Source organism: Paenibacillus sp. 7516, assembly GCF_002272715.1.
Lineage (GTDB): Bacteria > Bacillota > Bacilli > Paenibacillales > Paenibacillaceae > Paenibacillus > Paenibacillus illinoisensis_A.
Genome location: NZ_NPBI01000021.1, coordinates 22,364 through 48,497, shown reverse-complemented (window position 1 = coordinate 48,497; position 26,134 = coordinate 22,364). Strand labels below are relative to the sequence as shown.

Below are 26,134 nucleotides of genomic sequence, written 5' to 3'. Positions count from 1 at the left end.
TCCTTGCTACATGGTTGTGTTCACGATTGCTTACTTCCTTTATCCATCATTTCTTCCGCGCCTGTGTGCTCCTGCTGTCTCAAGTAGTTCAAGAATGCTACTGCGGATAGAGGGAGCAGGGAAGACTTCAAATGAATGGCATAGAATTGTCGTTTGAATGCAAGTCCGCGGATCTCAACAATATGCACGAGACCAAGTGCTAATTCATGCTGAACGGAGGAAGGAGACAGCATGGTAATACCCACACCGGCTTCAACCGCCGATTTTACTGCACCCGTACTTCCAAGCTCCATCACAACATTCATGTCCTGCGGGTCAATGTTTTTCTTTTGCAGTTGGTCTTCCATGACCTGTCTTGTACCGGAGCCCTTCTCCCGGAGTACAAACGGATAAGCCATAACCTCTTCCAGCTCCACTTCCCCGCGATCGGCGAGCGCGTGACCTGCCGGAACAACTAGCTTCAGTTCGTCCTGCATCACCGGTTCCACAATCATGTCGGGATGATGGATCGGGGCTTCGATCAGGCCAAAGTTCAACTGGTGTTTCAAAATATCGTCCATAATTTGCGTTGTATTCATCACTTTCATTACGATCGAGATATCAGGATATTGACGTGCAAAGGGACCCAGCATCCTCGGTAAAACATATTCGCCAATGGTCAAACTGGCACCGAGCTGTAATCTTCCCTGAAGCATCTGGGTGAAGGCCGACATGGCTTCATCGGTCTGTCTGACCAGTTCCACACTCCGCTTGGCATGCGGCAGCAGGGTTCGCCCAGCTTCGGATAATTCTATCTTCTTGGTTGAACGGTGCAGCAGCTTGGTGCCAAAATAGTCCTCCAGTGATTGAATCTGCATCGTCACCGCAGGCTGAGTCATATGTAAGGCTTGCGCAGCTGCTGAAAAACTCCCCTTTTCCGCCACGGTGTAAAAAATATGCAACTGATGAAAATTCATATCTTCGCCCCTCTTCTGTACACTTACCTCATTGTAGCCGATTTCTTGAATTCCAACAAAAAAAGCATGCAGCTTGTCTGCATGCGATGTAGCTTGAATATATCATGGCTAAAAATCTGAAATATTTCTTCTGAATTACCTGTGCTTCCGACTGTTCTTCACCAGAGTCATTCGTCTGGAATGCCTCAACCAGGAATAATACGATTTCAGGTCACGAAGCTCAATGGTCTCTGACATTCGCCCCAAAAAGGTAACTACAATCATCTTGTGAAGAGGATTGCCGGCGATGTCATATTCACCTTCAAGCTCGGAAAATTCCGCAACCACTACCACATCCTCGTCGATGAGGTAGACGTCCTGCTCATTACGGTAGTATGGCGTAATACGGTCCTGCTTCAGACACTCCCATAACCAAGCCGCAATATGGTCATCATCATTACGCGTGGGCTCAATACGGTCTGCATACCGCATTTTGGCATGATGGGTAATGACGATGTCAGCCACTTTTTTGTCTCCAAGAGCTACGAAAAACGGCTCGTAGGTGCTCCAACGTTGCATCACCTTATCACGCATGGGAATCACTCTCCACCAGATAGGACTTTCTATCTATTTATTACCAAATATATTACAACATAAGTCCCGTAAGCTCAAGGCGTAAGTTTAGATTTTTTCACAAAATCCGTTTTGTGCCTAATTCTTTATAAAAGTGAGCAAAAACCTATGATAACCAATAACCTTCTCTCTATATTAATCTCTTTTTAAAAGAAAAGGAACCCGCGATATGGCGGATTCCGCAGAAGGTATTCAGTTTCTCACACCTATAACACATGTCGTCCTGCGCCGAGCTCGTCATCCATCGTTCTCAGCAGCTCATGTGACGCATCGCATTTGTATTCCCAGAACATCAATCCCGCGAGATCCTGTTCAAGGATATATCGGCATTTGGCCGTTATTGATTCCGGATCGTCGTATGAGATGAACGTGTTACCATTAAACAAATAAGGTGCCTTCGCTTCATCATCCCAGTAACGGATATATCCGTTAAGGTCAATATACTTCTCGCTTAAATCCGTATATTCCGGACCGTAGCCTCCGGTCGTCTTAGCCATCTGATGCAATCCGTTGTTACGGTCAGGCACACCCTCCCACATCCGGGAGTAAAATGCCGCACCTATAACGATTTTATTTCTGGGTACACCTGCCTTTAGAAACATGCGTACGGACGCATCCGTGCTAATCCGGTATAAATCACCTGTCGCAGTATAGAGGTTGGTATGGTGTCCAGTCAGCACCTGAAACCCTCCACGCATGTCATATGTCATCAGCTGCACATAATCAAGATACTGCTGTACCTGATCCATCTCGGTGCCGTCAATGTAGTACTGGTCAGCACCAGCTGCAATGGTCAGCATGTAATACCTGTCATCTTGCTCACCTTGCTTCGTCAGAGCCGCCCTTATCGTTTTTAACAACAGTGTAAAGTTAACTCTGTCCTGGGCAGAGGCAGCAATACCCGCCTCCCCATAGCACGGGTATTCCCAGTCCAGATCAATCCCGTCCAGGCCATAGGTAGTCACTGCCAGAACAGCGGATTCTGCGAGCTTCTGTCTTCCTTGCTCGGTTGCAGCTGCCTCAGAGAATCCACCTGCACTCCAGCCTCCCACAGACAAAATCAATCTCAAATCCGGGTAAGCTTTCTTGATGTTTGGAATCCGGTCCATATGCTGCAGATGGCTGGTCTGAATGATACCTTCCTGTATATGAGCAAAAGCGATATTGATATGCGTCATTCGGCTCAGCTCTGCCTCCGGTACATTATTCAAATCACGATGTCCGACGTATCCAATAATCCATTTGGGGTTCATAGGCTGCCTCCATCATGTTGGAATGGTTCACTGCGCTGTCCGGCCAGCTGCGAGCTTACCTGAATGGCTTCCCTCACGGCACCAATCCGATATCCGGATGAGACATAACGAATCTGATAAGCCTCATCCAGAACAACCAGATGGGGGTATCCCGACTCTGTCGCTCCAGAGCTACGGAACACTTCGGGCAGTGAGGCAGGTGATGCCTCGCCTAACCGAACTTGTGACGGCAGCATCTCAAGCTGCTCCGTCTTCAAGGATTTTCCTTTACCAGCAGAGCCAGTAATTAAAACAACCGATATATTCCGTTCCACCAGTTCTTGCTTCAGGTCAGCAAGTTCCTTCAGCAAGTGCATGGTCGGCTCTCGGTCCGGTTCAATCCAGGAAAGAAGTATGCCTGCAGCCGTTCCACTTACGCTACGCTCGAGTGTAGTTACGTTCTCGTCCTGCCACCGCAGTTCCGCGTGCTTATCCACCGTTCCAAGGACAGGAATTTCTTCATCGGCGCTGCGGAAGGTTACGGCAACACAAGACTCTTCCCCTTCGTTCAAATTAAAATAAGTGAATCGAGCTCTTACTGTGCCGTTTTTCAAACGTACGCCTGTCGTCATGCGATACGCGCCCTCCTCTGCTGGCAGAGGCTCGTCAAACAGCTTTGTCTCTTTATAAGGAAAATGCAGGGTCACGTATTTCCCCTGAACAAGACGCGCAATGGAAATATTCTCATAGTAGGAAGCCTCCGGCATGTTTCCTCCTGACTGGTTTTGCACAAGACGAATGCTTCCCATTCGCTGCTTCCCCTTTTCTTTAATGCCAAGATCCGCGAAGATCCAGAACCCTTTCTGCCAATACTGCGGCTTGCGTTCACTTGGATGCAAACGCGATGGGATGCCAAGGCTGCGACAGAGAGCAACAAACAGGATAGCCAGCGATTCCTCGTCCCCGGCCATGATCCGATAGGTTCCTGCAGCTGTACCCTTTCCTTTCAGATTGGGCAGATCCTCCCAATGAATGAACTTTTCCTTGAGTGTCTCAGCAAGAAGCGAAGGCTCTCTCACCATTGCGTCCCTCTCATCTGAAGCAAACGCGGCTTGGAATTGTCTCCTGTACGGGCCAAGCATTTCAAAGGCAACGCGCGGACATAACAAATAGGGAATAAACAAGGTATCCGGGAGCATACCACGCAGCGGAAGCGAATAAGCCAAATGTTCATGCAGGACTGGACGGAACGTATCAATTAAATCTTTACTATTCAGCGACTCCAGCAGCAACAACGGCCATTGCCCGTGCTCAGGAGAGCTTTCTCTTAGAAACGCTGCAATTTCATGGCCATTTCCGCGCGCCTTCTGCATGACGTCCCATACCCTGGACTCCGGAAGGCTTAGCTCGCGAGATAGATCCACGCTCTCTTTATGGGTTACAAACGTTGACTCAAACGCAGTACGGATATCCGTCCCTTCCGACAAACGCCGCTGATGGAGCGACTCCGCTTCCCCTGTCAATGCCGGGAGTTCCTCTCCCTCCGTCTCAGGCGGAGGAACCATATCGAAATCAATCACTCCGCTCTCCTGCTCAGATTGATTTTGCAGATCCAGCACTAGTTCCAATCGGTCTGTCTGGTCAATCGTGATCTTATGCTCTCGCCACCGTCCCTGATATACCGCCCGGATGAGCAGATCGCCATATCCCGTTTTGAAGACCACTTCTCCTTCTTCATTCGTTAATAACTCCGCAATCGGATAGAATTCGGCCATGTTATACAGCTCAAATCGCACGGAAGCACCCTCCACTGCAACTCCGGCCAGATCCTTGACCGCTACGGTCAGCTCCTTCGTTGGAGCGTAATTCTCCAAAAGATTCAGCTCGGTGTACCATTCGGTTGCCAGTGTCACATCCTCCGGACCATGGTAACCACCAAGTACTCTCGTATTCATCAGCATCGACCGACGGGCAGGAGGCGTAAACCATCCCTGATTCAGCCTGGCTTCCGGTTCACAGGCGCCGATATAATGCCAGGTTCCGTCAGCCCACGCTTCCACCCATGCATGATTGTCGTCACAATGCGCCCAGCGGGGAGTGTATACCTGACGGGCAGGGATCCCGATACTTCGCAGTGCGGTCACTGCCAGCGTTGATTCTTCCCCGCAGCGTCCCCTTGCACTCCGAATCATGGTGAGCGGCGAAACCGTCCTAAGGTCGCTGCCTGTGTAGACTGCCTTTTCATGGCACCAGTAGTTGGTTTCCAGAATCGCTTCTGACATCGTGAGCGACTTGACGCGATCAGCCAGTTCTTCATAGAAGGTCGCCCTGCAATCCTCAATATTCTCCGTATTCACCCTGCATGGAAGCACAAAGTGAAGGAACAAATCATCCGGTACCCGCTGCCCCCACGGAACCTCCCGCCGCATTCGCAGAGTTGATCTTATGTGACTTAGAAACAGTGAGCCCGGAACATCTGCCAGATCCTGAAGCGGACTGTATGCATACACAAACTTGAGCGCCCACTCTTCTTCTACGGACAGCGGCTCCCTAAATACGGAAAAGATCTCGTCAGCCTGTGCCTGGACAAGCTTCTTTTTGATATTCAATTTATCTTCAATAGATTTCATTTCTTTGGGGGTAAGCGAAAACGCCGACGTTTGTACACTCATTTTGCATCCCTCTCTTCCCACAGGTTCCCGTCTTCGCGAATGAGCCATCTTCCCGCCCCATCCGCAGTCGCAGCTGAAATCTGAAACAGGCTTGCAGCAGCGTAGACCTCGGGACAAACATCCACATCAGAAGTCCAGCCGAGCAATGACAGATCTTGCGTAAAAGTCCCATTCTTTTCTCTGTAATTACGCTGCAGATAATATAGCTTTCTTAACTCCCATTTGATCCGTTCATCCTGCGGAAGCACAAAATCGTCTAGAGCATGCTCACCGGCAAACACAACATAACCCCACAGTTCGGGATAATGCATGTTCACCAGTCCCATCGGTGACCAGACCCAGTTGTCCTCAGGGTATGGCTTACCGGTTCCGGGATCCATTACTTTGCGGTAATTTCCATCGATCACTTCAGTCTGCCACTCCACCCGTGAGAAGTTGACTCTCCAAAATTCACCCGGTAGGGGTGCCCGCCTTTCCTTGGCGCATTCTTTCAGACTCGTCCACGGGATCGCAACCTCAACAGACCATTTCCGGTTAACCGCTTCCGGACGATTCAGCTCGCCGTCAATATACACGGCTGTCTTTAATCCTTTCATATCCCAGCTGTCCAGCGGTGGCCCTCCGTCCCTGTATGGCTTGATGAGGAGCAGGTCCCATACCGTATTTAGCGCATTGATCTCGAATTCGTAATACCCGTGGCTGTCCCCGTCAGGATCAATAAAAATTTCAAAGTCATTATCATAAAAAATGACAGAATCCCGCTTCGTCAACGTTGCCCAGATCTGATCTTCCCAAAGCTCGGCACCGAAATAAAAATATTCATCATCCCATAGCATTTTTACCCTTGTATCCTTGGCCGGAGCAGGACGAAGATCCCCTTCAATATCTACGAACTTGTCCGTCCATTCCGCCTGATCCCAAAAAGGCTTATCCAGCCTTCCGTCAAGCTCCAATTCACCTGCTGCACGTTGGCAAATGTAGTGTTTCGGCTGATAAACATCGATATGTGGAATAGGCACGCCACTTAGCATCTTGTTGATCCCTCCATTCAGTTATGCGTAACGACTGCCCCGGAGCCGCCATACATGTCTACCTTTTCATCGAACTCCAGCTTCACTACCGTTGTCAGTTCATGGGTGTCTTCACCTGTCAGGTGAATCCAGGTTGTTCCAGGAATTTGAAACCATGGAACCCCGCCGTGAATGTCATACGTCAGTTCTTGGCCTGAATGCAGCACGGATACTTTCCTGATCTCGTTGCACAGCCCCTTCACACAAATGCTTTCCTTCGGATCGCCATGTACAAAGAGATAGAGTGTCTTTCCATCTGCCGAGAGCGTACTTCCATCTCCATAATATCTGCTCATAATTCCGTCTCTTGTTCCGTATACGGCTTCTTCATGTGCTCTTATCCACTCGCCCAGTCCAAGCAGGATGGCTTCCTGCCTCTCATCAATTGTTCCGTCCTCCCGTGGGCCAATATCGAGCAGCATGTTGCCTCCCATAGAGATGCAGTCGCAGAACATGCGAACGATCTGAGACAGTGATTTGTAATGCTGATCCGTAGGGACGTAGCCCCATGAGGAATTGATCGTTGTACAAAACTCCCACGGCCCATCTGGTCTCGTAATCGGCAGCCCTTGTTCGGGCGTTTTGTAATCCCCATGTCCCTGCAGGCGTGAATTGATGATGAGATCAGGCTGCATTGATTTTAAATACTGCTTGAATTCAGGCAGATTCCACTGCTTCTCGCTTCGTTCCCAATCCCCGTCAAACCATAACAGGTCAACCTTGCCAAATCCGGTGAGTAATTCTTTCAGTTGGTGGTTGTTAAATTCCAAAAACCTCTGCCATTTGGTTTCATCCTGAATCCCATCCAAGGGATAGGAGAACGGATTGCTAGAACCGGGGTCATCCGGCACCTTGCCACCTTCATATACACTTGGGTAATCCGGGTGGGACCAATCGATCAACGAGTAGTAGAGTCCGAGCCGAAGTCCCTTCGTCGTGATCGCATCGGCATATTCTTTGACAATGTTACGTGCAGCCCGTGTTTTCTTTACCGTGTTCAAGTCACTGTACTGTGTATCCCACAGCGCGACTCCGTCATGATGCTTGGTTGTCAGCACAGCATACTTGGCACCCGATTTCTCGATTAGGTCCGCCCACGCCGCGGCATCGAATCTGGAGGCCGTGAATCCCTCCATTTGCTTCATGTAGTCGTCATAAGTCATCCGTCCATTGTAAAAAGACCACGACTCCGCAACACCGTCCACGGCATAGATTCCATAGTGAATAAAAATTCCCAGCTTCGCATCCTCAAACCATTTCCGCATCATCATCTACACCTTTTTCTCAGGGATATTTGGAAACCGTGTTCACACGTACGAAAAAGCTATGTCCAAACTGTTTTTTTATTGATATCATTTATAAGAAAGAAATGGCATTTCTCCATATGAAAGGAGGCAGCATTTCAATTGCGAATGGACTATTTCAAATCCAAACTGTTCCTGAAATACATTTGGTCCTACCTGTTCATTCTGCTAATTCCTCTCGTGTTCATGACCGTATTTCTCTATGAAAACGCAGTTAAAACCCTCCGTACTGAGATTGAAAGCTCGCGTCTGGCCCAGTTATCACAAACCAACGTAACCATTGACAGCCGAATGAAAGAGCTGAGCGAGATTGCTTCCCGCATTTCTTACGATAATCGGCTCTCTTCCTATCGGGTTACCAACACCCAGACCAGCCCGGAAGCCATTCGTGCCTTGGATCAGTACAAAGCCACCAGTTCCATGATTGATGAAATCTATCTTTATTTCCACGATGATACACGTATTTATTCCAGCAAAGGTCTGACCGATTTTGAGGTGTTTGCCGACAATCTCAGCTTCGAGAGATGGGACAAACAATCCCTGTATAACGATCTCAACGAAACGAAGCATCCTACGGTAAGACCTGCCGATGTGGTAACCAAAACTGGTGGAGTTCAGGACCGCAAGCTTGCATACCTTATTCCCATTACTCCAAACAGTCTGAACCCCCACGCCACGGTCATGGTTTTTATTAAGGAGTCTCAGATTACCAATCTGATTGATTCCATACTCGGAAACTATCAAGGCCTGACCTATGTCCTCGATGCAGAGGGTCAGGTACTAACGGCCAACCATCAGGGAGATACCCTAAGCACAGATGCATTGGCTGCCTTGATTAAAGGCATTACTCCAGGAATCCAGGAGCGGACGCTGGACGGCAAAGATCATTCCATCGTATCTGTGCAATCGGAAACCAACGGCTGGACCTACATGACTGTAATGCCAAGCTCCCAGTTTTTCAGCAGTGTACTGGATGTCCGCAGTTTCATGATAATGATCATAGGTATCGTACTGCTGGTCGGAGTTGCAATTGCTCTCGTTCTCGCCAAAATGCAGTATCAGCCCATCTCAACCCTGGTCGAATTTGCCGCTTCCCGTTTCCCCGAAAAGAAACCTGATGGAGAGTCTCGAAATGGAAATGCCAATGAACTGGAACGGATTCGTTCTGCCTTGCAGAATTACAGCTCCCGCATTGATTTACAGGAACCGTATGCTCGGAACCAGTACTTGTCGACCTTAATTAAGTCTGGAAATCCAGATCCATTGTCTTCTGAACTGGTACAGCTGTTCGACCTGAAACTGAACAAGGATTATTTGTTTGTCATGGTTATTGGCTGGAATGATTCCAAGCATGCCGATATGGAACTCCGCCGCCGCATTGCAAGCAGTCTTGCACAGATTGAATTGCCTGATCTGCAGGCAACCGGTTATGGCGTTGAGCTGCCTCAGCTGGACCGATTCGGTTTAATCATGAGTTTTGATTCCGCTGAAGGAATCGATCTGATAACCCGTATAAAACTGATTATGGAGCAGATCAGAGGCTTACTTTTGGAAACATTGTCCATAACTCCGTTGATCGGTGCCGGAAGCGCTTATTCGAAGCTTCACGAGCTGACCCAATCTTACGTTGAAGCCTGTTCTGCTTTTGATTTGCTCGTACCAGGTGAGTATGGATCATCCGCTTTATTTGAAGAAATGTCCAAGACACCGAGCCATTCCTACTGGATTCCGAACCATATGCAGCTGAAGCTGGTTCAAAGTCTGAAACAGGGAAATATCGATATCGCTTCCCAGATGATTCGCTCATCCGTGATCAGTTTGCAGTCTTCCATGCTGCCTGCACTGCTTGTGCGCTGCATCAGCTTCGATCTGCTGAACACGATTCTTAAGACCGCTTCGGAACTTGGAGAACATCAAATGCTGCAGCAGATTGCTCCCAACATGGTGTTTAGCAGCTCGCTGGAAGAGCTTGAATCCGTTCTGCTCTTGCTTGCCTCCCAGTTATGCAATGAGGTGAAAAAGGATACGCAGCAGGAAGAGCAGACATTGATAGACCGCATTATTGAATATATCGATGCCCATTTTACAGATCACAATCTTAGCCTGGATACGCTTGCGTATGAATTCGAAGTTTCACCTTCCCATGTGAGCCGCTCCTTCAAGGAGAAGACCGGAATCAACTTCCTTCAGTACATTTGGCAAAAACGACTCGACAGGGTCTTTCATCAGCTGAAAACAACGGATACTCCTCTGAAAGACCTCATTCAGGATGTCGGATATCTGGATACGCCGAATTTCATCCGTAAATTCAAGAAGGAGACCGGGCTTACACCAGGACAATATCGCAAGCTTCATCGCACTACGGGTAGTGATGCAGGAAATGAATCGGCCAGCTAATAACAGGAAAGCCAACAGACGAACAATCCGGATTGCCGTCGATGTTGGCTTTTTTTGTTATTTCAGAGTGCTGCGAACGGGGATTCACATCCGATTACTTGCCTGCGGAATTCCACGTATTATACACTTCCTGATAGATTTCCTGAATCCGGTCTCCACCCATTTTCTTCATCTGTTCAACATAGCCGTCCCAGTTGGACAATGGCTCTTCCCCGGTTACAAACTTCGCTTCCATCTGCTTCACGTACGTATCAAGATCAGATAACAATGCGGAGGCTTCATCCTGCTGTTCGTTGGTCAGATACGCATTCGGAAACGGCGCTTTGCCGATCGGTATCAGCTTCTCCTCGTTCTCCTTCGCAATCCATTCGTCAAATTCGGTCGTCAGACCATTCGTCAGCTCCGGTGAGTTATGACCCGGAGTCAGCATGCCGAAGTTTGGCGTAATGGTGCCTCTGTACTCTTCCCGATCACCGCCTCCCGGAACAGGCAGCCATTCTTTTTCATACGTATCTTTGTTGGTGTATTTCCAGAGCGTGCCTTCAGGACCTTGATTGAAGAGCGTTTGTCCCTCGATGGAATACAAGTAATCGATCCAGCGCATCGTTGCTTCAGGATGTTCATTTACACTTGTGATGGCAAATGTTCCGTTAGCAGAGAGTCCTGGATGCATACCGTAAACAGGAGTTCCTGCAATATCGCTCGCCACAGGTGTCATAAGCGGATTTTTCATGGCAGCATCCGGATCGCCACCCAAGGTAAAGTAGGAGTAGTAGTCGTTAAAGAGGGCAATCTGATTGTTTTCCCCTTTGGCTTTTTTCTGCTCAGGGGTTTGCGAGAAGGTTTCGTGATCCAGCAGATCTTCCTTCCACAAACGATTCATGAATTCCAAATACCCCTTATATCCTTCCTGCATCGGACTGTAAAACACCTTATCCTGCTTATCGACGTAAACAACAGGGTCATATATGCCCCAGAAGCCCAGAAAATACATGCGCAGATCATCCAGCTTTACGGAGGTCAGCGGAATTTCATCGGCCTTGCCGTTGCCATTCGGATCTTCCGTCTTCACTCGCTTCAGCAGTTCGTACAATTCCTCTGTCGTTTTTGGCAGTTCTTTTACACCAAGCGCTTCCAGCATACTGCCGTTATACCACATGGGGCTGCGATACCAGACGGCGGCACTGTCGATGAATGGCAGGGCGTAAATGTGTCCTTCCGGCGTTGTGAACGATTTGCGAATATCCGGATTCTCATCGAACAATTTTTTAATGTGCGGAGCATATCCCCCATCAATGTAAGGTTCAAGCGGGATAAGTGAGCCTTGGGTGCCATAGGTCACCTGCTCTGCTGGTGTTAGATCGGCTCCGTACAGTACATCAGGCAAATCTCCACTTGCAAAGACAAGGTTCTTCTTGGTTGCAAAGCTGTCAATCGGAGTAAGCTGAAATTCAAACTTGATGTTGGTAAGCTTCTCTGCTTCCTGAATAACAGGCATGGTATTCCAATCTGCCACGCCTACATCCTGGGACATCATGGTCAATGTGATCGGTTCCTCCACAATAGGAAAGCCCTCTTGCTTCACCCCTGTCTCTTCCGGTGTACCCGGTTCAGCGGTTGAACCGCCATCAGGAGATGCTCCGCATGCCGCAAGCATGCTTGCAGCAAGGATCAGACTTAACAGAACCGTTGATTTCTTGTGAGCTCTCTTCATGACAACAACTCCCTTTTTGATGATTTATTTGGTATAGATCAGCCCTTGACGGAACCAATCATGACACCCTGAACGAAGTACCGCTGCAAAAACGGATAGATGATAATGACCGGAAGTGTCGATACAATAATGACTGCATAACGGACGAGTGCCGCCACTTCGGCTTTGTTATTCAGTGCCGAGGCCGATGAACCATCCATCATGCCGGAGCCTTGAGCTGACATTTCCTGCAGGACAAGAATCTGTCTTAACACAAGCTGAAGCGGATATTTGGCCGAATCATTCAAATAAATCATTGCTGAGAAATAACTGTTCCAGTGACCTACACCGTAGAAGAGCGCCATAACGGCTATGATCGGCATGGACAATGGCAGCACGATTTTGAAAAACAGCTTGAAATTAGAACAACCGTCGATCTGTGCAGCCTCCTGAAGCTCGCTCGGGATCGTTCCCTGGAAGAAGGTGCGGGAGACGATGATATTCCATACCGAAGCTGCGGAAGGCAAAATCAGGGCCCACATGCTGTTGATCATGCCGAGCTCCTTAATCAGCAGATAACTCGGTACCAGCCCTCCGCCGAAGAACATCGTGAACATAAAGACGCCCATAAAGAACCCTCTGCCGACCAGGTCTCTTCTGCTGAGCGCATAGGCCGCAGGAATGGTGAACGCCAGGTTCACGGCAGTACCGACAACCGTATACAGAATCGTGTTCGCGTAGCCTGACCAGATTCGTTGATCCTGAAGTACACGCTCATAACCTTCAAACGTGATATCTTTCGGAAATAGCCACATTGCACCTGAAGCAACTTCCTTCGGATTGCTGATGGAGGCGCTAATCATATATACCAGCGGGTACGCCACAAGAAGGAAAGCAATTGTAACGTAGATGTAGTTCAAGGTTAGAAAAATTTTGTCTTGTCTCGTTTCCTGAATACCGGTTAACATTCAGCCTCCTCCTTTACCACAGACTGTTCTCGCTCGTCTTGCGTACGATTTGATTGACGGTAACGAGCAAAAACGCATTAATGACAGAGTTAAACAAGCCGACAGCAGTAGAGAAGCTGTACTGGGCATTTTCAAGACCTGAACGGTAAACGAAAGTGGATATGACATCGGAAGATTCCATGTTCAGCGGGTTTTGCATTAGAAGGATCTTCTCAAACCCGACCCCCAGCAGACTCCCCATGTTCAGAATGAGCAGGATCGTCATGGTTGGTACCAGCACGGGAATGTTAATGTGCCGGATACGCTGCAGTCGGTTTGCCCCGTCTATAATTGCTGCTTCATGCAGGCCAGGGTCCACTCCAGACAACGCAGCAAGGTAAATGATCGTTCCCCAGCCCGCACTTTGCCATACGCCAGAGAGTACGTATACCGTCTTAAACCATGCAGGGCTTGTCAGAAATGAGGGGGCATCTATTCCCATCCATTCCACGAAACGGATCAGGATTCCGGTTGATGGAGAGAGGAAAGCAATCACCATCCCGACCATAACGACAACCGAGATAAAATGAGGCGCATACGTGACGGTCTGGACCAGCTTTTTGAAACGTTTATGCTTCAGTTCATTAAACGCCAGAGCCAGAATGATCGGAATCGGAAACCCGACAGCCAGCTCATACAAACTGATCGCCAGTGTGTTCCACATCAAATCCCAGAAATAATAGGATTCAAAGAACCTTACAAAATGATCAAAACCTACCCAAGGACTTCCAAATACTCCGCGTACCGGATTGTAATTTTTGAACGCAATCTGGATGCCGTACATGGGTCCGTAATGAAAGATGAGAAAATACAGAAATGCGGGTGCAATAAACAAATACAGTTGCCAGTTTCTCCAGACCTTTTGCCATCGCTTTCTACTGATGTTCGGCTTGTATAATGTCTGCTGCCGATTGGCCGTTTTTACTTCCTGCACACAGGATCGCCTCCTTCTGTCGCTTCTCATGTTTGGGTCATACGCTGCAGGAAAACGTTGGAGCCTTCATGTTGCATGTTAGTTTTGTTGGCGCAGCTGTAGTTTAACAATAGGCGATCACGCATTTTTTCGTAAATATGTCATTTTGTCAGACGCCACAAACATTGATACATCAAGGTTTTTTAAAATTTCTCCTCCATTTTAACAATTCAAAAATGTGTTGTTTTCGACCAAAAGAAAGCGATTACAATTGCAAAAGTGGAAAATTACCAATTGAAAATTTCGTGTGTACACGATTTATTTTACATCACGTTTACTTTTTTTCGGTGAATCCAGGCTTTTGAATGTCACTTTAATTAACAATTAAATAACAAAGACATGCCTTCAATTTGGTATTTCAATGACTTTTTCATGGTCGATAGTTACCTACTGTTCATATGTACCACGTTCTTGCAGGCCTTGATCGAAGCATGATCCCCAAAAGAAAAAGTCGCCATGAAGGCGACCTTTGATCCAATATGTTTTATTATTCCGTGCTTATGTCCAGTTCCACCAAATCGCTAAACGTTGAAGACTGTATATTTTAAATCCCGTAAAAACTTGTTTTGTCCATCGTTTTGCTGGCATACTCTGTCTTGATTTCGTTACGGTAAGATCTTTCAATCTTGCGCACATAGGACAGCCGCTTCACATTTTTCATCGTATCTTCAGCCCGCTCTGCATTAACATACATAACGACATAATGCATACGGCGGGAAATGTAATGAACGGTACCATACTTTTCGAGATTGCGGGCTGCTTTTAGATCACTAACCCAAATAATAAATCCTGTCCTTTCCGCAAACATCATTTTCCCCGCCCTTCTTATAATGGAGACCGGACACTTCTAGGTGAAGGTCCGGTCTATATGGATTTTAATTCATTCGGAATTCAGTTAGCCGCAGCTGCACTTGCCGCCGCTTCCACAGCCGCCACCTTTGGGGTTCGGGTCATTGCTCGGAACCTTGATTGTGGTAGAAACCGCATAAGCAATGGTCTCAGACATCTGGTGCAGCATTTCATCGAGCGCTCTCTCCGCCTGCTTAAAGCGAGCTACTGCCTCAATTTGTTCCAGCTCCTGTTCCAGAGCCTTCACCTGGTCTTTTGCAGCATGATAATCCGGGTGGAAGTGTCCAAAACGCTGAGTTTCTTCAAACAGTTCCTTTTTGGCTTCCAGCTTGCGTATTCCCGCTTGAACCTCCGGATTGCTCTCAACTTGCTGCTTCCAATATAAATAATCCGATACTTCGGCAGATTGGTTAATCATGTCGCCCAGTTCATATGCGCCCGTCAACACTTGGGCCATATCGACCGTGTTCAATTCCGCTACGCTCATGAAATTCATCCTATCTATATATAAAGTTCTACGTAAGGTAGACTACTTTATCATAGCATATCCCCCGGTAGTTAAGAAGAGTTTTTCCTGCAAATAGAAAATAGGGGAACATAAGCTCTTCCTGCTTCAGATCTGCTCCGGAACGATTAATCTGATCTTGTCCCAATCCATGGGAGAAATGGTGCAGCGTTCTATTGCCCTCTCGTCTGCCCCCGGTACAATCCAGCCTGTCAGCGTCCAATCGTCCTGGCCTTGAATTTGATCCGGAATAATGTATACCTCGGACTGTTCGTTCCTCAGTCCCAGCTTGGTCTGCCATTCTATCGCTTTTGCCGTAATCTGACGTGTCGTGGACATATGATATCGCCGCCAATCGTTATGCCACATGTCTGGAATGGAGCCGTATGCGGGTAAATCATCCGACTGCGCTGCTATCGGCTGTCCGTGTGTATAAGAAGATGCCCTATCCGGTTCATTTTGAATCAAGCCCTCCCTGCCATGCACATAAAAGCTTTCTCGTAGACCGCTAAGCCCAACCCTTGGCTCATGCTTGTGAATTTCAGTACTCTTTTCCTCCCCTGACCCCTCGCTGCATATGAAATCGGTCGGCTGCATACTTTGTATTTTCTCCGCATTTCCCCCACGCTGTGCCTTTAATCGCTCCCACTCATTTCCCCACTGTTGAATGGCGAGGTACACATGCTCCGGGACTCCCGTGGCAGCATAACGGCGCAGAAATTCCACCACCTTGTCAGACGTAAACCCGTGATGGGATGCATTTACAATTTGTTCTTTGGTCACACGGTAGATGCTCATGCGATCACAGCTCAGCAGTTCAGCGCAATTCTCTATTTTCCAGCGGATCTGCGGGACTACCTCTTCCGGGACCATAATTTCGAAGTCAGGCTGGACAAAGAAAACATTCTTGGCGCTGTCCAGTTTCTGCTGTACTCTCAAGGGTAACAGCTCCTCAGGCTCAATCAACCAGCGAAAAAGCAAATCACCCGAAGCATTTTCACCACTCTCTCCGTACCCCCACCCAGCCAGTGCGTTTAGCCAGCTCTGAACATATTCAGGAAACCCGGTATCACTGCCACTGCCTTTGAAATGCGGAATCAGATCTGAAATATTGAACCAGGTCTCCTGTCCTTTACCTAGCAAGACCAGGCGATAGCGAAAATGTTGTTCTGCAGGACTGGTTGCACCATATCGTTCCATGCACACCTTGAATATTTCGCGATGCATGCACGACCACGGCTGCTCTAACCAGTGCCTCAGAGTCTCATCATGTACCCTTATTTTCTCTTGATCCTTATGGAGAAGCCCCAGAGCAAACAGCATATCCAAGATAATGGCGACATGAACGGGGTAGATATCCGGATGTTCGTAGTTTAAATTCAATGCGGCAAAATCATCAGGACATAATTGAGTCAAAGCGCTCAACCGCTGCAGCATTCTCTTGTGGATCGTACCTTTATTCGTCAATGTGAGGCCTTCTCTTGCGATCCAGGCCAATATATGAATGACTTCGGCAGCGATATCAGGCTTTGCTTCACGAATAACGTGAATTTGACCACCACTGACCATCTGGGTTTCAGATTCCTTCTGATCCTGTTCATGTATTAAAAATGGATGTTTACCGACTCTATTTGCGTAGGCTACGGTTAATGCAGGAATATAACGCAGTGGAATGTAGTATAGGTTCTCTCCCCAAGTTTTGCGAACCGCTTCAATCCACCCTTTTTGTCTTAGGCGCATAAAACCTAACCTGGCTTCCGCCCCGCTCAATCCTTCTTCCGCAGACTCAGCGGTGGTCATCATCACTGAAAAGGGTTGACACGCATGTTTGTGAAAAAGAGCACCAAGTACCGAATGTTCTGTGGGTGACAGTTCCATTATTTCATCGAAATCCACTGCTTCATGTCCATTCATTACTATGCCCCCGCCTTTCCTTTTCCCACGCTAACGCTTAATGGTGACTTAAGTATGTTCATGTATTATGGAGTATTCATATCCCTGCTCGACCAAAAACATCTGACGGCGCAATGCAAACTCCTGTTCCTTGCTATCCTCTGATACCAGCGCATAGAAATATGCTCTATTGTCACCAGGCTTAGGCCTCAATATCCTGCCCAGACGCTGAGCCTCTTCCTGCCTGGAACCATAACTTCCCGATATCTCAAGCGCAACAGCAGCGTCAGGAAGATCGACAGCAAAATTCGCCACCTTGGAAACGACAATGGTTTTAATTTCGCCCCGACGAAAGGATTCGAACCACTTTACCCTTTCGTGTTGTGACATCGTACCCGAGATCAGCGGAGCGTCAATTTCCCGGGCAATGGTTTCGAGCTGATCCAGATACTGACCGATCACAAGTGCAGGCAAACCATCATGTTGACGCAGTAGTCGTCTGATCACTTGTAGCTTTGCCGGATTTTCCGCTGCAAGACGAAACTGATGTTTTCCTTCTGCTTCCAGATAGGTCGTTTTCAGATCCGTTGAAAAAGGAACACGTATCTCCTGACACTGCACATTGGCAATCCACCCTTGCCGCTCGAGGTCCTTCCATGGCATATCATAGAGTTTAGGACCAATAAGGGAGAATACATCCTGTTCACATCCATCTTCCCTCACCAAGGTAGCCGTCAATCCCAGTCTTCGCGTAGCTTGAATATCCGCAGTTGCCCGAAAGACAGGAGCAGGTAACAAATGCACCTCATCATAAATGATGAGTCCCCATTCCCGTTCACTCAGCAATTTAATGTGAGTAAAATCGGAATCTTTGGATTTTCGATGTGTAAGAATCTGATACGTAGCCACCGTGACAGGCCGAACCTGTTTTTTCTGACCGGAGTACTCCCCGATTTGATCCGAAGTAAGGGTCGTTTTATCCTGTAATTCCTGAATCCACTGCCGCACAGAGGTTGTATTGGAAGTGAGGATGAGGCATTCACATTGAAGACGTTCAAGCACAGCCATGCCAATGACTGTTTTTCCAGCTCCACAAGGCAGCACGAGCAGCCCGCTCCCTCCCATGCCCTCACTGCCCTCAAATGCGTCTACAGCTTCTTTCTGATAAGAACGCAGTTCAAAAGCTTTCTGATCCACATCGGTTTCATGATGTGTATTCTTTTCATTTTTCCAGCCAAACGGAAGACGTGTTCCCGGGCGATAGCCTGCATAATCAAGTACAGGGTAACCCAGACGCGTCAATTCTTGCTTGAGCAAGCCCCGCTGTTCTCCGCGAACGACAAGCTCATCCCGGGCAACACGCTCCATCCGAAAGGCCGCAATGGTTTTGAGCCCGCTTAATTCATCAAGCAGCTGTTCACTGTCTCCAACCAGACGCAGGTGCTGGTGATCCTGCTCCCAATGCAGCTTCAATTTCCCGTATTGTTCTACAATTCTCCGAATATCCTGCACAAGTGCCGCCGGTACATTCCAGCGAGAAACAGACTCGAGACTACTAACGACTTGTTCCGCACTCCAACCGAGTGCCGCAGCATTCCACAGGGATAACGATGTCATGCGATAGGTATGGAATCCCTCCGGCGTCTTTACAAGTTCGGCGAATACGCTTAGTCGTGCCCGTGCCTGCTCGAATCCCGGATGACCCACTTCCAGCAAAATCGTAAAATCCCGTTGAACAATACAGGCATCCGTCTTCTCCATATCTGCTCCTCCGATCCGATACCGATTGCGTTGTGCTCCAAGATAGATGCTCATGACAAAAAGTTCAGTTCCGGCACACCCAGAAATGAACCTTTACAGCCGACACCTACCCGGTAAATTTGCAAAAAAAAGAGCACCCTACTTCTAAGAGTAGGATGCCCAACTATACCCAAAACATTCTATTTACCACCCATATAATCGGTAGTCATGGCAATAAAGAGTTTAACCGCATGCTGCATGGCATCTTCATCAAAATCAAACTTTGGATGATGATGCGGATAGATGGCGTCTTTGTCCGGATTCCCTGCCCCCACAAACATGAAGCAGCCTGGAACCTGCTGCAAATAATAAGCGAAATCTTCTGCTGGCATCAGCATCGGAGACGTGCGCACTTGTTCATCCCCGAACACCTGAACGGCTTTGCGGAAGAAGCGATCCGTTTCTTGCTTATCATTAACAACAGGCGGATAACCCATGATGTAGTTCACTTCCGTCTGTGCCCCATATGCACCACCTGTTTGGGAAACGATGTTATGTACACGTTCCTTCATTTCGGCTCTCGTTTCTTCATCAAACGTACGGACGGTTCCGCTCATTTTGCAGGACTCGGCAATAACATTCTGGGCAGATCCCGCCTGCATTGTACCAATCGTCAGCACCGCAGGCCGCAGCGGATCCACGGAACGGCTGACCACCGTCTGCAGCTGCATGACAAGTGCAGAGCCTGCAACAAGACTGTCTATGGTCGACTGCGGCATACCACCATGGCCGCCCTTTCCTTTGATCTCAATGTAAAAGTCATCAGCAGCTGCCATCAGCGGTCCTTCCTTGCTGGCTGCCACTCCGACCGGAAGAGGCGTCCACAGATGGATGCCATAGATGACATCCACGCCTTCAAGCGCACCATCCGCAATGACTTTCACAGCCCCACCTGGAAGCAGTTCTTCCGCAGGCTGGAACAAAAAGCGAATCTCGCCTTGGATTTCAGCCCTGTGCTTGCTGAAATACAATGCCGTTCCAAGTAAAATGGAAACATGACCGTCATGACCGCAGGCATGCATTGCTCCTGCCTTCTGTGATGCATACGCTACGTCCTTTTCATCCTGGATGGGCAGTGCATCCATATCAGCCCGAAGCATGACGACTGGACCAGGCTTGTCCCCCCGAATCGTACCAATTACACCATGACCACCTACATGACGTTTCACTTCAACGCCAAAGCTCTCCAGCATATCCGCTACAAAAGAAGATGTCTTTTCCTCATGAAAGGAAACCTCGGGATTGCGATGAAGATGACGCCGCCATTCCACCATATGGATTTGCAGATCGTCCCACCATATATTATTTGTCATTTTCTCCCCATCCTTTCGATCTTGAACGGAACTTTCATCAAGTCCGAACCATCCTCTTCAAACCTATTGCTGTATATTGTAGCAGAATTGGAAGAAAACCGATACGAAACGCCTTTGGAAAGCTTGCACGGGAAGGGGAAACATACTATCATGAACTAGAGAAATGCACGAGAATTATACTCGGAAGCTATGAGGAGGATCAGACGCTTATGATTTTTGAGAATACAGGCTTGGATGGCTTGAAAAGCGACTTGGCATACCTGGATGAGAGCGCCGAGAAAGTCGGATTTGTCCGGTGGCAATGGGAGTATTACCGTGCTACATATGACTACAAAATTGAAGATGACAACACCAACTCAGAATACTTTGTACGTATTAACACCCGTGTAGTAGATGGCAAACTTGAAAAACCGGATACCGTTCTCTCTGTCGAGGCTGTTTATCTTGGCAAAGCAACCTTTCCGCACGGTCTCGATTACAACTCTACCGTTCCGCAACCAGTCGTGAAGCTGGCCGCCCAAAAATTGCAGCAGCTCAAAGAACTGCTGGAAGCTTAGGCTGGGCCAAATCATGAAACAACAATCGGCCCAAACGAAAACGAAGAGAGGCACGCCGGATTTCCAACTGCTAATCCTCACTTTATTGTTAGTGGGCTTTGGACTGCTGATGGTATTCAGCTCCAGTTCCAGCATTGCAATTGCAAACAGTAAATTTAACAATGACCCCCTATTCTTCACGAAAAAACAACTCATGTGGGCGGTTATCGGTTTAGTTGGAATGTTCTTTGCCATGAACATTCGTTTTAACAAATACAAGAAGCTTTATGCACCCTTTTTCCTGTTCACCACGGTATTGCTGGTGCTCGTACTTGTTACAGGTGCCATGTTGAACGGTGCACGAAGCTGGATTCACATCTTTGGCTTCAGTCTCCAACCTGCGGAGTTCGCCAAGATTGCCATTATCCTATACCTTTCTGCACTGATCACCAAAAAAGGCGAGCGCTTCAGGGACCTCAAGACAGGTTATATCCCGGTTCTCGTTATTGTCGGATTCATTGCAGGATTGATCATGCTGCAGCCGGACTTCGGTACCTGCTTCATTCTGGTTTCCACCTGTGGTCTCGTCATCTATGCAGGTGGAGCAAGCATGAAGCATATTATGGGTTCCATCCTGCTTGTCGTACTGGGAGGGGCACTCGCACTCGGCGCGAACGCCCTCTTCTCCTCCATGTCTCCTTCAGACGCTATTGACAGTACTACTGCGGCGGCGGCTGAGCAGAACTACAAGATTGGGCGTATTCAGGCATTCCTTAATCCGTTATCCGACCCTTCCGGAGGAAGTCTCAACCTTTTCCGCTCCCTTGTGGCCATCGGTGATGGCGGCATGACCGGTTCGGGTATTGGACAAGGTACGATGAAGCTTCACTATCTGCCGAATGCGTATAATGACTTCATTTTCTCCGTAATCGGTGAAGAGCTTGGTTTCCTGGGGAGTACGCTATTCCTTTTGGTTTATCTGTACTTTATCTGGCGAGGCATTATCGTCTCGTTGCGCTGTCCTGACCCGTTCGGAACGCTGGTGGGTATCGGAATCATGGGATTGATCGCCATTCAGGCGTTCATCAATATCGGAGGCGTGACCCAAACCATACCGGTGACAGGGGTTACCCTACCGTTTATCAGTTATGGAGGTACGTCACTCTTTGTGATGATGGTGGCCATGGGTATTCTGCTCAGTATCTCGCGTACGAACAACCAGGACGTCATTAAGGAAGAGAGAACCAAATCCGTAACGGTACAAACGCAAACACGTACTTCTCCCGCTCTTCGTTCACGGGATTCCAAATCCATTCGGCGCATTCGTTAACAGGTGTACCGGAATAAAAAAAAAGACTTCGCATCCTCGGGATGTGAAGTCTTTTTTGGGTTAACTGGAGCGTAGAGAACATCCATCAACGGATCATCTGCTCTCCAGTTAAATTGGAGGTTAACACCTTACAGGTCGTCGCCTTTGAAGGATACGCCTTCTACCTTCACGTTCACTTCGACAACGCGCAATCCGGTCATGGTCTCTACCGCTTCTCTCACATTCTGCTGAAGCATACGGGATACTTCATGAATCGGTGTCTCGTACAGGACGATGATGCGCAGGTCAATGGCTGCTTCCAGTTGGCCGACCTCAACGCCTACGCCTTTCTGTACGTTTTTACCGCTGAGACGTTTGGCCCAGCCCTCTGACAATCCTCCAGACATTGCGGCAATCCCGGGTGTCTCCATCGCAGCCATTCCGGCAATTTTCGCCACCACGTCATCGGCAATCCGGATGTTACCGCCTTCTAGTTGAAGTTGTTCTGCCATGCCACATCCTCCTTCACTTCGTTACTCGTATTTTAAATCCTTTCCACCCCAAAAAGCAAATTAAACTCGAAAACATGCGTTTACAACCTACCACCATTTGGTTATATTGAAATATGAAAATAATCTCATAAGGCTATCATTGTCATTCAAAACAAAATAATTTTAACCGAGGTGTTTGTTGTGAGAAACCGGATTTCATCCATTTTGCTGATTGTCACCTTTGTTCTCAGCGCCATTGCCCACTATCTGCATTGGAATCCGATCCTGCAGTTTGTGATTTCAGCCATTTCGGTTATTTTTGTGGCCGGTTTTTTGGGGAAAGCTACCGAAAATGTTGCTCACTATGCCGGACAGCGGCTTGGCGGATTCTTGAATGCTACGTTCGGTAACGCTGCCGAATTGATCATCGCCATTTTTCTGGTCAAAGAAGGACTATTCGACATGGTAAAAGCCAGCCTGACCGGTTCCATTATCGGAAACCTGCTGCTGGTGCTGGGACTAAGCATCTTTGCCGGAGGACTCAAGTTCAAAATTCAAAACTACAACGTCTCCCTTGCGGGACTAAACGGCTCCCTGATGATCGTGGCGATCATTGCCCTGTTCATTCCAGCTGTTTTTCTCAACACCCATTCGATTACTCAAAAGGACACAGATACGCTAAGTCTGATTGTTGCAGGGCTGTTGATCATTGCCTATATCGCTTGGCTCTTATTCTCGATGGTAACACACAAGAACTATCTCGCGGATGTCACTGTCGATGAAGACGAGGAATTGCCGCATGAACATGCGCCGGCGTGGTCCAAGAAAAAATCGATTCTATACCTGGTGATCGCCACAGTTATGGTAGCCTTTGTCAGTGAATGGCTCGTGGGTACTCTCGAGGTATTTACCGAAGAATTTGGTCTGAGCGAACTGTTCGTTGGTGCGTTTTTGGTTGCGATTATCGGTAATGCGGCCGAACACAGTGCAGCCATTATGCTTGCCATGAAAAACAAGATCGGTGCCGCTGTAGAGATTGCGGTCGGCAGCAGCTTGCAAATCGCACTTTTTGTTGCACCTGTGCTTATTTTTGTGAGTTACTTTACGGGCAGAACCATGGATATCGTCTTCACAACGATTGAGCTTCTTGCCATTGGTGTATCCGTATTTATCGCCAAGTCGATTACCCAGGATGGTTCAACAAACTGGTACGAGGGATTGCTCCTGCTCGTTGTGTACATCATTCTGGGGGTATCCTTCTTCCTGGTGTAACCTCATCAGCTTATTAGATGCTGACCATTATTAGCGTTAATAAAAACAGTCCGGAAACGAGTTTCCGGACTGTTTTTTGATGTTTGGCTTACAGAGCCCACGATCATAGTGTCGCACGTTAAAACACACAAAAAAAGCATGCAAAACTCCTGCATGCCTTCTATTCTGACCCGCACGATTGCAGGCTATTGCTCATTCTTTTTGTTCAAAGCTTCATATAGAATTGCCAGATTCCGCTCAAGCGCGCTTACCAGCTGCTTACCAGCACCTTCAGGAAGAAGCCCTGCACGAACAGCAAAATCGACTTCCTTGGAGAACCCATACATCTGTGTATCCAATACTTCCTCATAGAGAGGGCAGTAGCGGGTAGCCAGATTCTCCATCTGTACTTCAATAAGCTTCTGTATTTTATCTGCATCTTCTTGAAGAAGACTGATCGCTTTCATGTTCAGCTGGTCCTGCAGATCAGATGAAGTCATGCATTTTTCCCCCCTATGTCCCAAAAATCGCGTAAAGACGTTCTACCTCTAATATTAGACGAAATCAGGAGCTAATACAAGAACCTGACCAAAATAACCACTCAAAACGAAGGCTTGGACAGCACGTATTTTAACTCCTCGGCAACGGACCCAAGAGCCTGTTCATTTGTGTATACGAAAAAGCACCCCCGCCAAGACAGGCGGAGATGCTTCCTGGAATGATTACTCGGATGCGATGCTTACATTCAGACCATGTTTGGCAAATACTTCGGACATGGCTGCTTTTGCTTCGTCTGCATCTGGTCCATGAACGTGAAGTTCATAGCTGTGTGTGCTGATCAGCGTGGTAAACAAACCGAGAATACTTTTCACATCAATATACTTGTTCTCCGAATGAAGCACGATTGAAGAAGTAAACTTGCCTGCTGTTTGAGCAATTTCCACTACAGCCGCGTTATTACTCGACATAGGAATCCCTCCGTCTTTTCACATTTGGTATCATCTATTAATTACCACTACATGATACCGTGAATCCGCTTTCCTAGCAACAGCAAAATCCCGCGGTTACTTCAATTGGTCCGGATTCAGGCATTCCAGCTCTGGAATCACAAAGATGCCGTCTTTGCGAATCAGCACATCGTCAAAATAAATTTCGCCGCCGCCGTAGTCTGGGCGCTGAATCAGCACGAGATCCCAGTGAATGGAGGAACGGTTTCCGTTGTCCGTTTCTTCGTATGCCTGCCCAGGAGTAAAGTGCAGACTGCCTGCAATTTTCTCATCAAACAGAATATCCTTCATTGGATGCAAAATATGCGGATTGAAGCCAATCGCGAACTCACCAATATGACGTGCACCGTCATCGGAATTCAGAATCTCATTCAGACGTTCTGTATCGTTGCTTGTCGCTTCAATGATCTTGCCATCCTTGAAGGTGAACTTGATGTTTTCAAACGTTACCCCGTTGTACAGGGTTGCTGCATTATAACTGATTGTTCCGTTTACAGAATCACGCACAGGCGCACTGTAAACTTCGCCATCAGGAATATTTTTTTGACCGGAGCACTTCACTGCACCGATATCTTTAATGGAGAAGCTCAGATCCGTTCCTGGTCCTGTAATACGAACTTTGTCCGTACGGTTCATCAGATTAGCCAGGGAATCCTGTGCTTTGTCCATTTTGGCATAATCCAGATTGCACACATCGAAATAGAAATCTTCGAATGCTTCTGTGCTGGTATTCGCAAGCTGCGCCATGCTGGCATTCGGGTAACGAAGCACAACCCATTTCGTATGTTTAACTCGCTGCTCGCTATGTACCGGATGGGAATACAGGGAGTTATACATTTTCATTTTTTCTTCCGGCACGTCGGACAGGTCGTTCACATTTTCGCCTGCACGGATACCAATGTAGCAATCCATTTGTTTCATGCGGTTCAGGTCAATCTCTGCCCAGGTTTTCATCATCTCTTCTGTAGCATTTTTCAACATCGCACGTTGTACCGTCTTGTCGGTCAGTTGTACAAAAACATTGCCGCCTTTTTTGCCTACTTCTTCAATAATAGCGTTGATCAGATCACGTTCCGATCCAATCATCTCAACCAGCACGTTCTCGCCAGGCTGTACATCTACAGAGTAGCCAACCAGGTTAGCTGCAAGTTTCTGAATTCGTGGGTCCTTCATCTCGTAAATCCTCCTGTCATCTGCCATTCAAAAATTGAACAACGGTAAATTACGATACTATTGTAGCACGCTACAGCAATCCCGTCAGCAG

Annotated in this window: 22 protein-coding genes; 4 read left to right on the top strand and 18 right to left on the bottom strand. The window is 47.8% G+C overall.

What is annotated here, in order from left to right; genetic code table 11:
- Window positions 1-20: 20 nt before the first annotated feature.
- The 6 genes from CHI14_RS18720 to CHI14_RS18695 all read right to left on the bottom strand — a co-directional run bounded on the left by CHI14_RS18720 (window position 21) and on the right by CHI14_RS18695 (window position 7,807).
- Window positions 21-956 carry a selenium metabolism-associated LysR family transcriptional regulator gene (locus CHI14_RS18720; protein ID WP_095290253.1) on the bottom strand — a complete coding sequence of 312 codons (936 nt, stop codon included), beginning with the start codon at window positions 954-956 and terminating at the stop codon, window positions 21-23.
- A 135-nt stretch (window positions 957-1,091) separates the two neighbouring features.
- Window positions 1,092-1,529 carry a hypothetical protein gene (locus CHI14_RS18715; protein WP_095290252.1) on the bottom strand — a complete coding sequence of 146 codons (438 nt, stop codon included), beginning with the start codon at window positions 1,527-1,529 and terminating at the stop codon, window positions 1,092-1,094.
- A gap of 245 nt (window positions 1,530-1,774) precedes the next feature.
- Entirely contained in the window at window positions 1,775-2,821 is a 1,047-nt protein-coding gene (locus CHI14_RS18710) for a glycoside hydrolase family 18 protein (RefSeq protein ID WP_095290250.1), read from the bottom strand.
- Window positions 2,818-5,472 (bottom strand): transglutaminase-like domain-containing protein, encoded by a 2,655-nt coding sequence (locus tag CHI14_RS18705; RefSeq protein ID WP_095290248.1) that lies wholly within the window; start codon window positions 5,470-5,472, stop codon window positions 2,818-2,820. Before CHI14_RS18705 ends, CHI14_RS18710 begins: the two co-directional genes overlap by 4 nt.
- The gene (locus tag CHI14_RS18700; RefSeq protein WP_095290247.1) at window positions 5,469-6,503 is read right to left on the bottom strand and encodes a carbohydrate-binding family 9-like protein; all 1,035 of its coding nucleotides are present in this window, start codon (window positions 6,501-6,503) and stop codon (window positions 5,469-5,471) included. Before CHI14_RS18700 ends, CHI14_RS18705 begins: the two co-directional genes overlap by 4 nt.
- Window positions 6,504-6,520: 17 nt before the next feature.
- Window positions 6,521-7,807, bottom strand: a complete 1,287-nt coding sequence (locus CHI14_RS18695) for an alpha-L-fucosidase (protein ID WP_170948184.1) — start codon at window positions 7,805-7,807, stop codon at window positions 6,521-6,523.
- 147 nt (window positions 7,808-7,954) lie between these two features.
- On the opposite strand from CHI14_RS18695, the gene CHI14_RS18690 reads away from it, so the two are divergent.
- Window positions 7,955-10,243 (top strand): helix-turn-helix domain-containing protein, encoded by a 2,289-nt coding sequence (locus CHI14_RS18690; RefSeq protein ID WP_249281166.1) that lies wholly within the window; start codon window positions 7,955-7,957, stop codon window positions 10,241-10,243.
- 94 nt (window positions 10,244-10,337) lie between these two features.
- On the opposite strand, the gene CHI14_RS18685 is transcribed toward CHI14_RS18690, so the two are convergent.
- The 8 genes from CHI14_RS18685 to CHI14_RS18650 all read right to left on the bottom strand — a co-directional run bounded on the left by CHI14_RS18685 (window position 10,338) and on the right by CHI14_RS18650 (window position 20,276).
- Window positions 10,338-11,957: an extracellular solute-binding protein gene (locus CHI14_RS18685; RefSeq protein ID WP_095290242.1), complete on the bottom strand. Its 1,620-nt coding sequence runs from the start codon at window positions 11,955-11,957 to the stop codon at window positions 10,338-10,340.
- A 38-nt stretch (window positions 11,958-11,995) separates the two neighbouring features.
- Complete coding sequence (locus CHI14_RS18680; RefSeq protein ID WP_095290241.1) at window positions 11,996-12,904, bottom strand: carbohydrate ABC transporter permease; 909 nt, start codon at window positions 12,902-12,904, stop codon at window positions 11,996-11,998.
- Between the two features lie 13 nt (window positions 12,905-12,917).
- On the bottom strand, window positions 12,918-13,907 hold the full coding sequence (locus CHI14_RS18675; protein ID WP_095290239.1) for an ABC transporter permease: 990 nt from the start codon (window positions 13,905-13,907) through the stop codon (window positions 12,918-12,920).
- Window positions 13,908-14,460: 553 nt separating this feature from the next.
- Window positions 14,461-14,724: a YlbG family protein gene (locus tag CHI14_RS18670; protein ID WP_095290540.1), complete on the bottom strand. Its 264-nt coding sequence runs from the start codon at window positions 14,722-14,724 to the stop codon at window positions 14,461-14,463.
- An 87-nt stretch (window positions 14,725-14,811) separates the two neighbouring features.
- The gene (locus CHI14_RS18665; RefSeq protein WP_095290237.1) at window positions 14,812-15,252 is read right to left on the bottom strand and encodes a YlbF/YmcA family competence regulator; all 441 of its coding nucleotides are present in this window, start codon (window positions 15,250-15,252) and stop codon (window positions 14,812-14,814) included.
- A 126-nt stretch (window positions 15,253-15,378) separates the two neighbouring features.
- Window positions 15,379-17,184, bottom strand: coding sequence for a helicase-associated domain-containing protein (locus CHI14_RS18660; RefSeq protein WP_095290235.1), 1,806 nt, complete (start codon window positions 17,182-17,184; stop codon window positions 15,379-15,381).
- A 48-nt stretch (window positions 17,185-17,232) separates the two neighbouring features.
- A complete protein-coding gene (locus CHI14_RS18655; protein ID WP_095290234.1) occupies window positions 17,233-18,924 on the bottom strand; it encodes a DNA repair helicase XPB in 1,692 nt (563 codons plus the stop codon).
- Window positions 18,925-19,103: 179 nt separating this feature from the next.
- Window positions 19,104-20,276, bottom strand: coding sequence for a M20 metallopeptidase family protein (locus CHI14_RS18650; RefSeq protein WP_095290232.1), 1,173 nt, complete (start codon window positions 20,274-20,276; stop codon window positions 19,104-19,106).
- 209 nt (window positions 20,277-20,485) lie between these two features.
- Between CHI14_RS18650 and CHI14_RS18645 the strand changes: the two genes are divergently transcribed.
- On the top strand, window positions 20,486-20,833 hold the full coding sequence (locus tag CHI14_RS18645) for a YugN family protein (protein WP_095290231.1): 348 nt from the start codon (window positions 20,486-20,488) through the stop codon (window positions 20,831-20,833).
- A gap of 13 nt (window positions 20,834-20,846) precedes the next feature.
- Complete coding sequence (ftsW, locus tag CHI14_RS18640) at window positions 20,847-22,142, top strand: putative lipid II flippase FtsW (protein WP_095290229.1); 1,296 nt, start codon at window positions 20,847-20,849, stop codon at window positions 22,140-22,142.
- Window positions 22,143-22,270: 128 nt separating this feature from the next.
- Here the strand turns inward: ftsW and CHI14_RS18635 are convergent, their stop codons facing one another.
- Window positions 22,271-22,633, bottom strand: coding sequence for an Asp23/Gls24 family envelope stress response protein (locus tag CHI14_RS18635; RefSeq protein ID WP_095290227.1), 363 nt, complete (start codon window positions 22,631-22,633; stop codon window positions 22,271-22,273).
- Window positions 22,634-22,813: 180 nt separating this feature from the next.
- Between CHI14_RS18635 and cax the strand changes: the two genes are divergently transcribed.
- Window positions 22,814-23,884, top strand: a complete 1,071-nt coding sequence (gene cax, locus CHI14_RS18630) for a calcium/proton exchanger (protein WP_095290225.1) — start codon at window positions 22,814-22,816, stop codon at window positions 23,882-23,884.
- 185 nt (window positions 23,885-24,069) lie between these two features.
- On the opposite strand, the gene CHI14_RS18625 is transcribed toward cax, so the two are convergent.
- The 3 genes from CHI14_RS18625 to CHI14_RS18615 form a co-directional block, all read right to left on the bottom strand.
- Window positions 24,070-24,363 (bottom strand): Fpa/YlaN family protein, encoded by a 294-nt coding sequence (locus CHI14_RS18625; protein ID WP_095290224.1) that lies wholly within the window; start codon window positions 24,361-24,363, stop codon window positions 24,070-24,072.
- Between the two features lie 222 nt (window positions 24,364-24,585).
- The gene (locus tag CHI14_RS18620; RefSeq protein ID WP_095290222.1) at window positions 24,586-24,831 is read right to left on the bottom strand and encodes an HPr family phosphocarrier protein; all 246 of its coding nucleotides are present in this window, start codon (window positions 24,829-24,831) and stop codon (window positions 24,586-24,588) included.
- Window positions 24,832-24,927: 96 nt separating this feature from the next.
- Window positions 24,928-26,043, bottom strand: a complete 1,116-nt coding sequence (locus CHI14_RS18615; protein ID WP_095290221.1) for an aminopeptidase — start codon at window positions 26,041-26,043, stop codon at window positions 24,928-24,930.
- Between the last annotated feature and the right edge of the window lie 91 nt (window positions 26,044-26,134).

Bases quoted from the DNA above. Each gene is read 5' to 3' on its own strand.
- CHI14_RS18700 (WP_095290247.1), bottom strand. From the start codon at position 6,503: ATGCTAAGTGGCGTGCCTATTCCACATATCGATGTTTATCAGCCGAAA.
- CHI14_RS18680 (WP_095290241.1), bottom strand. From the start codon at position 12,904: ATGTTAACCGGTATTCAGGAAACGAGACAAGACAAAATTTTTCTAACC.
- CHI14_RS18665 (WP_095290237.1), bottom strand. From the start codon at position 15,252: ATGAGCGTAGCGGAATTGAACACGGTCGATATGGCCCAAGTGTTGACG.
- CHI14_RS18720 (WP_095290253.1), bottom strand. From the start codon at position 956: ATGAATTTTCATCAGTTGCATATTTTTTACACCGTGGCGGAAAAGGGG.
- CHI14_RS18620 (WP_095290222.1), bottom strand. From the start codon at position 24,831: ATGTCGAGTAATAACGCGGCTGTAGTGGAAATTGCTCAAACAGCAGGC.
- CHI14_RS18685 (WP_095290242.1), bottom strand. From the start codon at position 11,957: ATGAAGAGAGCTCACAAGAAATCAACGGTTCTGTTAAGTCTGATCCTT.
- CHI14_RS18660 (WP_095290235.1), bottom strand. From the start codon at position 17,184: ATGAATGGACATGAAGCAGTGGATTTCGATGAAATAATGGAACTGTCA.
- CHI14_RS18690 (WP_249281166.1), top strand. From the start codon at position 7,955: ATGGACTATTTCAAATCCAAACTGTTCCTGAAATACATTTGGTCCTAC.
- ftsW (WP_095290229.1), top strand. From the start codon at position 20,847: ATGAAACAACAATCGGCCCAAACGAAAACGAAGAGAGGCACGCCGGAT.
- CHI14_RS18635 (WP_095290227.1), bottom strand. From the start codon at position 22,633: ATGGCAGAACAACTTCAACTAGAAGGCGGTAACATCCGGATTGCCGAT.
- CHI14_RS18705 (WP_095290248.1), bottom strand. From the start codon at position 5,472: ATGAGTGTACAAACGTCGGCGTTTTCGCTTACCCCCAAAGAAATGAAA.
- CHI14_RS18695 (WP_170948184.1), bottom strand. From the start codon at position 7,807: ATGCGGAAATGGTTTGAGGATGCGAAGCTGGGAATTTTTATTCACTAT.
- CHI14_RS18625 (WP_095290224.1), bottom strand. From the start codon at position 24,363: ATGACTTCATCTGATCTGCAGGACCAGCTGAACATGAAAGCGATCAGT.
- CHI14_RS18615 (WP_095290221.1), bottom strand. From the start codon at position 26,043: ATGAAGGACCCACGAATTCAGAAACTTGCAGCTAACCTGGTTGGCTAC.
- CHI14_RS18710 (WP_095290250.1), bottom strand. From the start codon at position 2,821: ATGAACCCCAAATGGATTATTGGATACGTCGGACATCGTGATTTGAAT.
- CHI14_RS18645 (WP_095290231.1), top strand. From the start codon at position 20,486: ATGATTTTTGAGAATACAGGCTTGGATGGCTTGAAAAGCGACTTGGCA.
- CHI14_RS18670 (WP_095290540.1), bottom strand. From the start codon at position 14,724: ATGTTTGCGGAAAGGACAGGATTTATTATTTGGGTTAGTGATCTAAAA.
- CHI14_RS18655 (WP_095290234.1), bottom strand. From the start codon at position 18,924: ATGGAGAAGACGGATGCCTGTATTGTTCAACGGGATTTTACGATTTTG.
- CHI14_RS18675 (WP_095290239.1), bottom strand. From the start codon at position 13,907: ATGAGAAGCGACAGAAGGAGGCGATCCTGTGTGCAGGAAGTAAAAACG.
- CHI14_RS18715 (WP_095290252.1), bottom strand. From the start codon at position 1,529: ATGCGTGATAAGGTGATGCAACGTTGGAGCACCTACGAGCCGTTTTTC.
- CHI14_RS18650 (WP_095290232.1), bottom strand. From the start codon at position 20,276: ATGACAAATAATATATGGTGGGACGATCTGCAAATCCATATGGTGGAA.